This window comes from Streptococcus intestinihominis (assembly GCF_046824975.1).
In the GTDB taxonomy this organism is placed as follows: Bacteria; Bacillota; Bacilli; order Lactobacillales; family Streptococcaceae; genus Streptococcus.
In genome coordinates this window covers 608,570-621,493 of record NZ_JBKQBL010000001.1, presented here as the reverse complement: position 1 = coordinate 621,493, position 12,924 = coordinate 608,570, and the positions used below count along the sequence as shown (strand labels likewise).

The following is a 12,924-nucleotide window of genomic DNA, read 5'->3' as shown; positions in this document are numbered from 1 at the left end:
CAGATGTTGGATTTATTAAAGGTATCTCTGAATGCTCCTCTTGCAGAAAACGGGTGCTTTCATTCAGAAACTTTTTCAGTAGAGAAAAAAAATCTCGTTACAGAACTAGAAGCAGAAATTGAAAATCATTTTTATTATGCTCACCAACAATTGAATCGGTTGTTTTATGATCAAGCTGATATGAAACTAAGTAAGTACGGAAGTGTCCAGCAGATTCAGAATGAGGATGAAGGGTCAGCTTATCAAGCATTTCAAGAAATGCTTCAAACAAATCTGATTGACTTTTTCTTTATGGGTGATTTCAATGAACTAGCGGTCATTGAAAAGATTAGTGAATTTGGTTTACAACCTCGTAAATATCATGTCAATCTTTTTTATGCCCAATCTTTTTCAAACGTTGTCAGAGAAGGACTTGAGCAAAGAGAAACTCATCAATCTATTTTAGAGTTAGGTTATCATTTTCCTGTTCAGTATGGAGAAAAAGAGCATTTTGCTTTGATTGTTTTAAATGGTTTACTGGGTGCTTTCTCTCACTCAAAATTATTTACAGTCATTCGAGAAAAAGAAGGATTGGCTTATACTATCTCTAGCCATTTTGATATTTTTTCTCATTTTATGCGGATCTATGCAGGGATTGATCGAAAAAATAGAACCCGGACCATGACTCTAATGAGTCGTCAAGTAAGTGACTTGAAGAGAGGGAAGTTTACAAGTGAAGAGCTGCGCTTGACAAAAGAAATGATTATAAATGCTGCAAAATTGTCGCAGGATCGACCTGGCACCTTGATTGAAAGAGCTTATCTACAATCTACTTTAGGAAAACAGTTCTTGTCAATTGATGATTGGATCCAAGCCATTCAACTGGTGACGAAAGAAGAAATTATGGCTGTTGCCAAATCACTCAAATTACAAGCGGTCTATTTTATGGAAGGAAGAGAATGATAAAGAAAGATTTGGAGAAAATAGATTATCCAGCTGTTGGAGAATGTGTATATCAGACAAGTCTCCAAAATGGATTGAAGTTATATTTAATTCCAAAAGTGGATTTTAATGAAAGCTATGCAATCATTTCTACTAAATTCGGTTCTATTGACACAAGATTTACAGTGGATGGAGTGGAGGGAATAAAAGAATTTCCAGCAGGGATTGCACATTTTCTTGAACATAAATTATTTGAAGATCAAGACGGTCAAGATTATTTACAGCATTTTGTAAAGCTGGGAGCTGAAAGTAATGCCTTTACTAGCTTTACACAAACGAGCTATCTCTTTTCGACCACCTCGAATGTCAATGAAAATCTGAGATTGTTACTGGAGATGACACAATCTCTTCATCTCTCAAAGGATTCTCTAAAGAAGGAACAATTGATTATTCAACAAGAGATCGAAATGTACCAAGATAGTCCTGACTATCAATTATTCTTTAGGGCGTTGGCAAATCTCTATCCAGAAACACCTTTAGCCCAAGATATTGCAGGTACTGTATCTTCTCTCTCCCAAATTGATGAAAAAAGTTTACAGGATAATTTCGATTATTTCTACCAACCATCCAATATGCAGCTAGTGGTTGTCGGAAATTTTGACCTTGACAGTCTTGTTAACCTTGTTTCTGAATTTGAGATGAAGACCTCTTCAAAACCTCTTCCTCATATCTCACCCGTGGACTTAAATCCAGTTGTTCAAAATGAGACAAGTCGGATGGAAGTTGCTTCACCGAAATTAGCAATTGGCATTCGTGGAAGAAATCAGATTCCTCCTCTTTACCAGTATCGCTATAAGATTATCCTCAAATTATTGTTTGCTATGATGTTTGGGTGGACATCTAAACGATTTCAGTCACTTTATGAAGTTGGTAAACTTGACAACTCCTTGACACTAGAAATTGAAGTAGAGTCTTCGTTTCACTTTTTGATGTTAACGATGGACACCTCGGAACCTGTTAGTATATCCCATCAGTTCAGAACGGCCATTAAGAATTTTGAGAAAGACCCTGATGTGACCCAAGAGCATTTGGATACGATTAAAAGTGAAATGTTTGGAGATTTTCTACACGGTTTGAATTCCTTGGATTATATTGCGACTCAATTTAATCCAATTGAGACAGGTGAAAATCTATTTGATCTTCCAAAAATTTTACAGAGTATTTCTTTACAAGATGTTGTAAAGGTTGGGCGAGATTTTGTCAATGCTTGTGATATGACGGACTTTATCATTTTCCCTAAATAACGGAATAATAGTGGAATGATGTTTTTGTCGAATTAAATCGACGTTGATTTTGTCAATTAGATGTAAATGATCATGTAAACTAGTAAGGAGACTAGAATGAAAAAAGAAAATATCCCAAATGCCTTAACACTGATTCGAATTGTGTTTATTCCTATTTTTATTTTGATGCTAATATTTGGTAAAGGTTATGGTTGGCATGTAGCGGCAGCTATTGTCTTTGCTGTCGCTAGTATCACCGATTATTTGGACGGTTATTTAGCTCGTAAATGGAAAGTTGTTAGTAACTTTGGGAAATTTGCGGATCCTATGGCTGATAAGCTTCTTGTCATGTCTGCCTTTATCATGATGATTGAATTAAAGATGGTTCCGGCTTGGATTACTGCAGTTATAATTTGCCGTGAATTAGCCGTAACTGGCCTCCGTCTGTTATTGGTTGAAACAGGAGGAGTTGTTTTGCCAGCAGCTATGCCTGGAAAAATTAAAACCTTCTCACAAATGTTTGCCATTATCTTCCTTCTCTTCCATTGGGACTTATTGGGTCAAATTACGCTTTATGTTGCGCTAATCTTTACAGTCTATTCTGGATATGAATACTTTAAAGGCAGTGCCTACCTCTTTAAAGATACCTTTAGATAAATGAATAATATTATAGAAGTTCGAAATCTTACATTTAAATACCAAAAAACAGATGAGAACCATCAGTTAAATGATATTTCGTTTCACGTGAAACATGGTGAATGGTTATCCATTATTGGACATAACGGAAGTGGTAAGTCAACAGTGGTCCGCTTGATTGATGGCTTGTTGGAACCGGAATCTGGTCAAATCTATATTTCCGGAGATTTGTTAACTCCTGAAAATGTTTGGGATAAACGTAGTGAGATTGGCATGGTTTTCCAGAATCCAGATAACCAGTTTGTTGGGGCTACAGTTGAAGATGATGTGGCGTTTGGGTTGGAGAACCAAGGAATTCCAAGAGACGAAATGGTGCAACGAGTAGATGAAGCTTTGAAGATGGTCCGCATGGATGAGTTCAAAGATCGAGAACCCGCTAGGTTATCCGGTGGACAAAAGCAACGAGTGGCCATTGCCGGAATTATCGCTTTACGACCTAAAATCATCATTTTAGATGAAGCAACCAGTATGTTGGATCCTGAAGGGCGTCTAGAACTAATTCGGACAGTTCGAGAAGTCAAAGAACGATATGGTTTAACGGTTATTTCTATTACCCATGATTTAGAGGAAGTTTCCCTAAGTGATCGGGTTATTCTCTTTGAAAAAGGAAAAGCGACCTTGGATCTGACTCCAAGAGAACTCTTTTCTCGAGATGATTTAGATGAAATTGGATTAGAAGAACCTTTCGCTAATCGATTGCGCAGCATGTTACATCAAAAAGGTTTTCCAGTTGGAGAAACCTATCAGACTGAAGGAGAGCTAGAGAAACTATTATGGGAATTGCTTTAAAACAGCTTAGTTATACCTATCAAGAAGGTACTCCTTTTGAAGGAGCGGCTCTTTTTGATGTGAATATAGAAATCCCAAGCGGTTCTTATACAGCTCTAATTGGGCATACTGGAAGTGGAAAATCAACCATCCTTCAATTATTAAATGGTTTGCTTTTGCCCAGTCGAGGGGAAGTGCAAATGAATGATATGCGCATTAGTTCTGAGTCTTCTCAAAAAGAGCTAAAGGATCTTCGGAAAAAAGTGGGTCTCGTCTTTCAATTTCCAGAAAGTCAACTCTTTGCTGAGACTGTTGTAAAAGATGTCGCATTTGGGCCTCAAAATTTTGGAGTAGACCAAGAATCAGCTGAGAGCATTGCTAAGGAAAAATTACGCTTAGTCGGTCTTTCTGAAGAGTTGTTTGAACGGAGTCCCTTTGAATTGTCTGGAGGGCAAATGAGACGGGTCGCTATTGCAGGCATTTTAGCGATGGAACCTGAAATTTTGGTCTTGGACGAGCCGACAGCTGGTTTGGATCCGTCAGGTAGACGGGAATTAATGAAGCTATTTGAGTCACTTCATCAAGCTGGGATGACCATCGTTCTTGTTAGTCATTCTATGGAAGATGTAGCAGAATACGCAAATCTTGTTTATGTTTTGGAAAAAGGACGAATGGTGAGGTCTGGGCATCCGAGGGATGTATTTCAGGATGTAGAAGGATTAGAAAACATACAATTAGGTGTACCGAAAGTGACGAAATTTGCTTGGCGCTTACGTCAAAAAGGACTATCTTTGCCAACTTTACCAATCACTTTACAGGAGTTTAAGGAGTTAATTGGACATGAATAGCATGATTTTAGGACGATATGTACCAGGTAATTCCATTCTCCATCGTATGGATCCAAGGGCAAAGTTACTAGGACTTTTCTTGTTAATTGTTATTTTGTTTTGGGCCAATAATGTGTTGACGAATGCCCTGTTGTTTTTATTGGCCTTTGCGTTGATTTTGAGTGCCAAGATCCCTTTCCGTTTTTTTATTAATGGTCTGAAATCGATGCTCTTTATCATTGCTTTCACCACACTCTTTCAGTTGTTTGCGACGACTGGCGGTAAGACATTATTTCAATTTTATTTTTTGACTGTAACGGATAAAGGACTTGCTCAAGCTGGTGTGATCTTTTGTCGTTTTATTCTCATTGTTGTATTTTCAACGATTTTAACACTGACAACAACGCCCTTAAGCTTAGCAGATGCCGTAGAAAAGTTGTTAACTCCATTTAAAATCATCAAAGTTCCTGCTCATGAAATTGGACTCATGTTGTCTATGAGCCTTCGTTTCGTCCCCACTCTAATGGATGATACGATTCGCATTATGAATGCACAGAGAGCTAGAGGGGTTGATTTTGGAGAAGGGAATCTCCTTCAGAAGATCCGCTCTTTTATTCCGATTTTAATTCCCTTGTTTGCATCAAGTTTTAAACGTGCAGATGCTCTTGCAATTGCCATGGAGGCAAGAGGTTATAAAAGTGGAGAGGGAAGAAGCCGATATAGGCAGTTAAAATGGCAAGTCTTAGATAGTGTAGCTATTCTGTCTGTAGTAGCAGTTGGTGCTATCATTTTTTGGTTGAAATATTAGAATACCACCACTACATATAGGGGAATTTTTCTAAAAAAATGAGGAAAAACGCTATTTATAGCGTTTTTTGCATGAAAAATACATGATTTTGTAACCTTTGTAACATAAATTATAACTAACTGTAACATTTAATGTGTAAGATAGTATTATGTTCGAAAGGAGAATGTATTGATGAACACAAAAAAGGTCCAATGGACATTAACTTCTATTATCTCAGCTCTTTCACTTTTTGTTTCTGGTGTGGTAGTGAATGCTGAAACATACGAAGTGAAAAATGGTGATACTTTATCAGAAATTGCGATTAAGAATAACACTACTATCGAAAAGCTTGTTGAATTGAATCAAATCAGCAATCAAGATTTGATCCACGCTGGTCAAATTATTGAGTTGGGTGAACGTTCAAATTCATTGATCAACAAAGTAAATACTGCCACAGTAAGTCAGGAACCTGGAGTCGAGGCTTCGACAAATCAAGTAGCGGCTTCCACAACAACTACTGCTAATGCTACTTATAATGCAGCACCTGTTGTTACGAATTCTGGAAATGGGATTGTACTTGCTAATGGGAATACTGCTGGAGAAACTGGATCCTATGCAGCGGCTCGAATGGCTGAAATGACAGGTGTTCCTGCATCAACTTGGGAAGCCATTATTGCCCGCGAATCAAATGGTCAAGTGAACGCAGCAAATCCATCTGGAGCTAGTGGTCTTTTCCAAACAATGCCAGGTTGGGGTTCAACTGCTACAGTTGATGATCAAATCCAAGCGGCTTATAATGCCTATTCAAACCAAGGACTTTCAGCTTGGGGATACTAAAAAAGAGGGGAAACCCTCTTTTTATTTTGTTTCTTACCTTGACAAGGATTGGAAAGTGTTGTAAAGAAAAATGACTGTGTCAGTCAACCTTGCTGAACCATGGATACTCTTATACAAGCGTGATTTCGTACATAAAAGAGGTTTACAAATTTGTAAACCTCTTTTATTAACTTAAATGAGTCAGTAAAGCTAGGGGGGAATCTACGATGGTATCGGGAGTTTCCTCTTTTAATTGCTCTAGAGGTGCAAACCCCCAACTGACTGCAATTGTGTGAATACCAATGGTTTTCCCCCCAATGATATCAAATTTAGTATCCCCAACGATGCAAGCTTCCTCTTTTGGAATTTGATGATCCACTAGTACACGCTGAATGATATCAGCTTTGTGCATGGATCCTGGGATAGAACCATAAATCCCTTCAAAACAATCACTAATTCCTAGTGAATGGGCTATTTCGAGACTCACTTCCTGATTCTTAGAGGTGGTGATGAATAAGTGATAACCCAATTCCTTCAATTGTTGAAGGAGTTCTTTGATACCTGGGTAGAGATAGGTTTGTTGTTGGCCAGTTTCTTTGTAATAGGTGCGATAGATTTCTACAGCTTTTGTGACCAGTTCTTTTGGAAGATGGTTTGTAAATGTAACTTCGAGTGGAGGGCCCATAAAGGTTCGAATAGTCTCTTTATCAGGAGCAGGAATTCCTAGCAGCTTGAAAGTGTGTAGAAAGGTGGTTTCAATTCCTTCGGAACTATCGACTAAAGTCCCATCCAAGTCGAAAAATATGTACTTCATAGGTTAGTCTCCAAATATTTCTTGCTGTAGTCGTTTCCCAGTTGGAGTTGCTGCTAGACCACCTTCAGCCGTTTCTCTAAAGGCAGTTGGTAGGCTAGATCCAACTTGATACATGGCGTCAATGACCTCATCGACAGGGATTTTGGATTCAATTCCTGCTAGAGCCATATCCGCTGCAATATAGGCATAGCTTGCGCCCATAGCATTTCGTTTGACACAAGGAACCTCTACCAGTCCTGCAACGGGATCACAAATTAAGCCTAACATATTTTTGATGACGAAACAAATGGCTTGGCTAGCTTGGTAAGGACTTCCCCCAGCAGCCAACGTCAAAGCAGCTGCACTCATGGCTGCCGCGGAACCCACTTCGGCTTGACAGCCTCCCTCGGCTCCTGAAATCGATGCATTGTTGGCAATAACCAGTCCAAAGGCTCCTGCTGCTAATAAGAATTCTAATTGTTGGTGCTTATCTAAATGGAGTTTCTCGATGGCTGAAGTAAGAACAGCAGGTAAGCAACCGGCTGATCCAGCAGTGGGAGTAGCACAGACTAAGCCCATTTTTGCATTGTGTTCGTTGACAGCGATAGCATTTTTGGCTGCGGTTAGGACAGTATAGTCGGAGAGGGCTTTTCCAGATCGAATATAGCGATCCAATTTTGCAGCATCTCCTCCGGTCAAGCCACTTCTAGAAAGTTGGTCATTGAGTCCAAGATGAACGGATTCTTTCATCACCTCAAGGTTTCGTGTCATAAGAGTCAGAACTTCTTCGCGCTCGCGACCAGTTAGTTCAAACTCGGTTGCAATCATTAATTCTGCGACATTTCCTTCATAGTGGAGGGTCGCTTGTTCAACTAGTTCGGTAATGGAATAAAACATGGGGTCTCCTTATTGAAAGAAATTCACATTGTGTAAATGGGGAATTTGACGGATTAACTCAATAGCTTCGTCACAATTACGAGAATCCACTTCAATAATCATAATAGCCTTTTCACCGGCTTTTTCACGGGTTACGTTCATTTGGGCGATATTGATATCATAGCGGGAAAGGGCTTCTGTCACATGGGCAATCATCCCAGGAACGTCTTGGTGAACAATAATAATAGTTGGGGTGTTCATGTTTAGAGAAATTGCAAAGCCATTTAACTCGGTAACTTGTATGTTTCCCCCACCAATGGAAATTCCTGTGACGGAGATGGTTTTGTGATCATTTTTCACCGTGATGGTCGTCGTATTTGGATGAGGAGCATTGCTCTCCTTTTGAATAGACCAGACGATTCGAATTCCTCTTTCATGGGCAATTTCAAGACTATTGGGGATTCTTGGATCATCTGTGTCCATACCCAAAATACCAGCTACAAGGGCCAAGTCTGTCCCGTGACCGCGATAGGTTTTGGCAAAGGAATTAAACAACTGAAATTCAACTTCTGTTGGATCCTCTCCAAAAATAGAAGAGACAATTTTTCCAATACGAACAGCTCCCGCTGTGTGGCTACTAGAAGGTCCAATCATAACCGGTCCAATAATATCAAATACGGATTGGAATTTAAGCGAATTCATCAGTCAGCTCCTTAGGGTTTCTTTTCTTTCATTATAACAAATCTAGGGCATGTTTTCTTCTATTTAAGAGGGAAATTTTGTTTTAAACTTAAAAGATACTTAAAACTAGTTTATTTGAGGTGTTTTTTATTCTTGCTAACATATTATTGAAACATTTGACGTGATTTCATAAAGTTTCTGAAACATTTCTTCTGTAAGATAAAGAACATACAGAAAAGGAGTGTAAAACCATGAATAAAAAAATCTTTGTAAAACGTGTAATCGGATTGAGCTTATTATCAGGAATGTTTATTCCCGTCCTTGCCAGTGCAGAATCTTACACTGTAAAGTCAGGTGATACCTTATCAGCTATTGCTAAAGAGAAGAATACAACGGTTGATGCGATTGCTAAGAAAAATAAGATTAGTAATGTCAACCTCATTACAGTTGGTCAAGTTTTAGAGATTGAAGATGAGAAGGCAACAACTAATACTACAGAGCAAGCTACCACTAGTAAAGCTAACACTGGACAAGCAACAACTACGGTATCTGCTTCAGATGGCTTAAGTGCCGAAGATGCAGCGGCTAAAGAATGGATTGCCCAGAAAGAATCAAGTGGCAGTTACACAGCACAAAATGGCCAATACTATGGTCGTTACCAGTTATCCCTTTCTTATTTAAACGGTGACTTATCACCAGAAAACCAGGAAAAAGTAGCCAATCAATATGTTGTCAACCGATATGGATCATGGTCGGCGGCTAAAAACTTCTGGCTGGCCAATGGCTGGTATTAAAGTAAATGAAAGAGTTCAGCAATTGGACTCTTTTTTGATTTACAGACTTGTAAACATATAGATACAATAGCCAATAAGAAGGATGGCAAGATGCTTGTTTTCTACTATAAAGCGTGTTACAATTGATAATGCTCAAAACGACCTTCAATCGTTGAAGCAAACCACGACCTTCAATCGTGAGAAACGAAAAGATGGGAGAAATCTATGAGTGATAACTCGAAAACACGTGTTGTTGTTGGTATGAGTGGTGGTGTGGATTCATCTGTAACAGCTTTATTATTAAAACAACAGGGTTACGATGTCATCGGCATCTTCATGAAAAACTGGGACGACACAGACGAAAATGGCGTCTGTACAGCTACAGAAGATTACAAAGATGTAGCAGCGGTTGCAGACCAAATTGGCATTCCTTACTATTCTGTCAACTTTGAGAAAGAATACTGGGATCGTGTCTTTGAATATTTCCTTGCTGAATACCGAGCTGGTCGAACACCAAATCCGGATGTCATGTGTAATAAGGAAATCAAATTTAAGGCCTTTTTAGATTATGCTATGACACTCGGTGCAGATTATGTTGCGACAGGGCACTATGCGCGCGTGGCGCGTGATGAGGATGGCATTGTTCATATGTTACGTGGCGTTGACAATGGGAAGGATCAAACTTATTTCTTAAGCCAACTGTCACAAGAACAACTTCAAAAAACCATGTTCCCATTGGGACATTTGGAAAAGCCTGAGGTTCGCCGTCTAGCTGAAGAAGCGGGATTGGCAACAGCTAAAAAGAAAGACTCAACTGGAATTTGCTTTATTGGGGAAAAAAATTTCAAAGAATTTCTAGGGAACTACCTTCCTGCCCAACCAGGTCGAATGATGACCATCGATGGACGAGATATGGGTGAGCATGCCGGTTTAATGTATTACACAATCGGTCAGCGAGGTGGTCTTGGAATTGGTGGCCAACAAGGTGGGGACAATGCTCCTTGGTTTGTCGTTGGTAAAGATCTCAGTCAAAATATTCTGTATGTCGGTCAAGGATTCTATCATGAAGCACTGATGTCAACTAGTTTACAAGCTAGTCAAGTTCACTTTACACGGGATATGCCGGAAGAGTTTACACTAGAGTGTACAGCCAAGTTCCGCTATCGCCAGCCAGATTCCAAGGTGACGGTGCATGTCAAGGGTGACAAGGCAGAGGTAATTTTTGCAGAACCTCAACGGGCCATTACACCAGGTCAGGCTGTTGTCTTTTACGATGGTGAAGAGTGTCTCGGTGGTGGACTAATTGACAATGCTTATCGAGATGGTAAAGTTTGTCAGTATATTTAAATTGACAAATTTTCTCAATTTGCTACAATAATAAAAGCAATAGAAGTGATGGTCAAAGCTCATGGATGTTGCAGGCTTTTTTGTCCTGCACTTCTCAGAGTTTTGACTATTTTTGTGTCGTTTCGAAAGGAAGTTACATGCAAGAACAGGATTTTCGGACCAAGTCAAACCAAACGGTTTTTGGTGTGAGAGCGACTGCTTTGATTGTAAAAGACAATCGCTTATTAGTCGTAGAAGATGAGGATGGTTTTTATACAATCGGAGGTGCTATTCAAGTGGATGAAGCTACTGGAGATGCCGTAGTTCGAGAAGTAAAAGAGGAACTTGGGGTCGCATCTAGAGCGGTTCAGTTAGCTTTCATTGTTGAAAATCGATTTGAACAAGCTGAGGTCCACTATCATAATATCGAGTTCCATTATTTAGTAGACTTACTGGAAGATGCACCGTTAACCATGCAAGAAGATGCGAAGCCATTACCTTGCCGGTGGCTTGCTTTAGATGATCTACATACTGTTAATCTGAAGCCGTCATTTTTAAAAACCGCCTTACCAGATTGGGACGGACAATTACGACACATCCATCTTAAAGAATAGGAGAAAAAATGACTTATAATTTTATAGAAGAATACGATATTATTGTAATCGGAGCGGGGCATGCTGGGGTAGAAGCCTCCCTTGCTGCGAGCCGAATGGGTTGTAAAGTTTTACTTGCAACCATCAATATCGAAATGTTGGCGTTTTTGCCATGTAATCCTTCGATTGGTGGTTCTGCAAAAGGGATTGTGGTCCGTGAGGTAGATGCTCTCGGTGGAGAGATGGCCAAGAATATTGACAAATCCTATATTCAGATGAAGATGTTGAATACAGGAAAGGGACCAGCTGTTCGTGCGCTTCGTGCTCAAGCAGATAAAGAGCTCTATTCTAAGGAAATGCGTAAGACAGTTGAGAATCAAGAAAACTTGACCCTTCGCCAAACCATGATTGATGAAATTTTGGTAGAAGATGGGAAGGTTATTGGTGTTCGAACTGCGACCCACCAAGAATATGGGGCCAAGGCTGTCATTGTCACGACTGGAACGGCTTTACGTGGAGAAATCATCATTGGGGATCTCAAGTATTCATCAGGCCCTAACCATAGCCTTGCTTCTATCAATTTGGCTGAAAATCTCAAGAATCTTGGACTAGAAATTGGACGGTTCAAAACAGGTACGCCACCACGTGTAAAGGCATCGTCAATCAATTATGAAGAAACGGAAATTCAACCAGGTGATGAAAATCCAAATCACTTTTCTTACAATTCGCGTGACGAGGATTATTTAAAGGATCAAATCCCTTGTTGGTTAACCTATACCAATAGTCAAAGCCACGAAATCATCAACAGCAATTTACACCGAGCTCCAATGTTTACAGGTGTTGTAAAGGGAGTTGGACCTCGCTATTGTCCATCTATTGAAGATAAGATTGTTCGCTTTGCGGATAAGGAACGCCACCAGCTATTCCTTGAGCCAGAAGGACGCAATACAGAAGAAGTCTATGTCCAAGGCTTGTCAACCAGTTTACCAGAGGATGTGCAAAGAGATCTTGTCCATTCTATTAAGGGATTGGAAAATGCTGAGATGATGAGAACGGGTTATGCGATTGAGTATGATATGGTCCTTCCACATCAATTGCGGGCAACTTTAGAAACCAAGAAAATCTCAGGTCTCTTTACAGCAGGCCAAACCAATGGAACATCTGGTTATGAAGAAGCTGCTGGCCAAGGAATTGTGGCAGGGATTAATGCTGCTCTAAAAATCCAAGGAAAACCAGAGCTCATCTTGAAACGGAGTGATGGTTATATTGGGGTCATGATCGATGACTTGGTAACCAAAGGAACAGTTGAGCCTTATCGTCTGTTGACTAGCCGTGCAGAATACCGTTTGATTCTTCGTCATGATAATGCAGATATGCGCTTAACAGAAATTGGACGCGAGGTTGGTTTGGTTGATGACGAACGTTGGGCACGTTTTAAAACCAAGAAGTATCAGTTTGAAAATGAAATGAAGCGCCTTGACAGTATCAAGCTAAAACCTGTAAAGGAAACGAACGAGAAGGTGGTAGCGCTAGGTTTTAAACCATTGACAGATGCTGTCACTGCCAAAGAATTCTTGAGAAGACCAGAAGTATCTTATCAAGATGTTGTCAACTTTATCGGACCAGCTGCTGAAGAATTAGATGATAAGATTATCGAGCTGATTGAAACTGAAATTAAGTACGAGGGTTATATCTCAAAAGCTTTAGATCAGGTTGAAAAAATGAAGCGGATGGAAGAAAAACGAATTCCTGCCAATATTGACTGGGATGATATTGACTCCATC

At 39.7% G+C, this 12,924-nt stretch carries 14 protein-coding genes; 11 read left to right on the top strand and 3 right to left on the bottom strand.

Annotated features, from left to right (window positions below; all coding sequences use genetic code 11):
- The 7 genes from ACLOR3_RS03085 to ACLOR3_RS03055 form a co-directional block, all read left to right on the top strand.
- Positions 1-942: M16 family metallopeptidase (locus ACLOR3_RS03085; protein ID WP_412036979.1), on the top strand; the 942-nt coding region annotated here is incomplete at its 5' end.
- Positions 939-2,225 carry an EF-P 5-aminopentanol modification-associated protein YfmH gene (yfmH, locus tag ACLOR3_RS03080; RefSeq protein ID WP_411400201.1) on the top strand — a complete coding sequence of 429 codons (1,287 nt, stop codon included), beginning with the start codon at positions 939-941 and terminating at the stop codon, positions 2,223-2,225. The genes ACLOR3_RS03085 and yfmH, both read left to right, overlap by 4 nt.
- Positions 2,226-2,321: 96 nt before the next feature.
- The gene (pgsA, locus tag ACLOR3_RS03075) at positions 2,322-2,861 is read left to right on the top strand and encodes a CDP-diacylglycerol--glycerol-3-phosphate 3-phosphatidyltransferase (protein WP_006595343.1); all 540 of its coding nucleotides are present in this window, start codon (positions 2,322-2,324) and stop codon (positions 2,859-2,861) included.
- A complete protein-coding gene (locus tag ACLOR3_RS03070; protein WP_006595344.1) occupies positions 2,862-3,689 on the top strand; it encodes an energy-coupling factor ABC transporter ATP-binding protein in 828 nt (275 codons plus the stop codon).
- Positions 3,674-4,516, top strand: a complete 843-nt coding sequence (locus ACLOR3_RS03065) for an energy-coupling factor ABC transporter ATP-binding protein (RefSeq protein ID WP_411400200.1) — start codon at positions 3,674-3,676, stop codon at positions 4,514-4,516. Before ACLOR3_RS03070 ends, ACLOR3_RS03065 begins: the two co-directional genes overlap by 16 nt.
- Positions 4,509-5,303 carry an energy-coupling factor transporter transmembrane component T family protein gene (locus ACLOR3_RS03060; RefSeq protein WP_411400199.1) on the top strand — a complete coding sequence of 265 codons (795 nt, stop codon included), beginning with the start codon at positions 4,509-4,511 and terminating at the stop codon, positions 5,301-5,303. The genes ACLOR3_RS03065 and ACLOR3_RS03060 overlap by 8 nt, the downstream gene beginning before the upstream one ends.
- Positions 5,304-5,474: 171 nt before the next feature.
- A complete protein-coding gene (locus tag ACLOR3_RS03055) occupies positions 5,475-6,119 on the top strand; it encodes a LysM peptidoglycan-binding domain-containing protein (protein WP_048715090.1) in 645 nt (214 codons plus the stop codon).
- A gap of 166 nt (positions 6,120-6,285) precedes the next feature.
- Here the strand turns inward: ACLOR3_RS03055 and ACLOR3_RS03050 are convergent, their stop codons facing one another.
- From ACLOR3_RS03050 to sdaAB, 3 genes are read right to left on the bottom strand one after another with little or no spacing between them, the layout of a single operon-like run.
- Positions 6,286-6,912 carry an HAD hydrolase-like protein gene (locus ACLOR3_RS03050; protein ID WP_411400198.1) on the bottom strand — a complete coding sequence of 209 codons (627 nt, stop codon included), beginning with the start codon at positions 6,910-6,912 and terminating at the stop codon, positions 6,286-6,288.
- A 3-nt stretch (positions 6,913-6,915) separates the two neighbouring features.
- On the bottom strand, positions 6,916-7,788 hold the full coding sequence (sdaAA, locus tag ACLOR3_RS03045) for an L-serine ammonia-lyase, iron-sulfur-dependent, subunit alpha (RefSeq protein ID WP_411400197.1): 873 nt from the start codon (positions 7,786-7,788) through the stop codon (positions 6,916-6,918).
- 9 nt (positions 7,789-7,797) lie between these two features.
- Complete coding sequence (gene sdaAB / locus ACLOR3_RS03040; RefSeq protein ID WP_006595350.1) at positions 7,798-8,469, bottom strand: L-serine ammonia-lyase, iron-sulfur-dependent subunit beta; 672 nt, start codon at positions 8,467-8,469, stop codon at positions 7,798-7,800.
- Positions 8,470-8,699: 230 nt separating this feature from the next.
- On the opposite strand from sdaAB, the gene apf reads away from it, so the two are divergent.
- The 4 genes from apf to mnmG all read left to right on the top strand — a co-directional run.
- Complete coding sequence (apf, locus tag ACLOR3_RS03035; RefSeq protein ID WP_411400196.1) at positions 8,700-9,242, top strand: aggregation-promoting factor; 543 nt, start codon at positions 8,700-8,702, stop codon at positions 9,240-9,242.
- A 204-nt stretch (positions 9,243-9,446) separates the two neighbouring features.
- Entirely contained in the window at positions 9,447-10,568 is a 1,122-nt protein-coding gene (gene mnmA / locus ACLOR3_RS03030) for a tRNA 2-thiouridine(34) synthase MnmA (RefSeq protein ID WP_023919979.1), read from the top strand.
- A 137-nt stretch (positions 10,569-10,705) separates the two neighbouring features.
- Complete coding sequence (locus ACLOR3_RS03025) at positions 10,706-11,161, top strand: NUDIX hydrolase (RefSeq protein ID WP_006595353.1); 456 nt, start codon at positions 10,706-10,708, stop codon at positions 11,159-11,161.
- 8 nt (positions 11,162-11,169) lie between these two features.
- Positions 11,170-12,924 (top strand): tRNA uridine-5-carboxymethylaminomethyl(34) synthesis enzyme MnmG (gene mnmG / locus ACLOR3_RS03020; protein WP_412036978.1); only part of this gene is annotated, 1,755 nt, incomplete at its 3' end.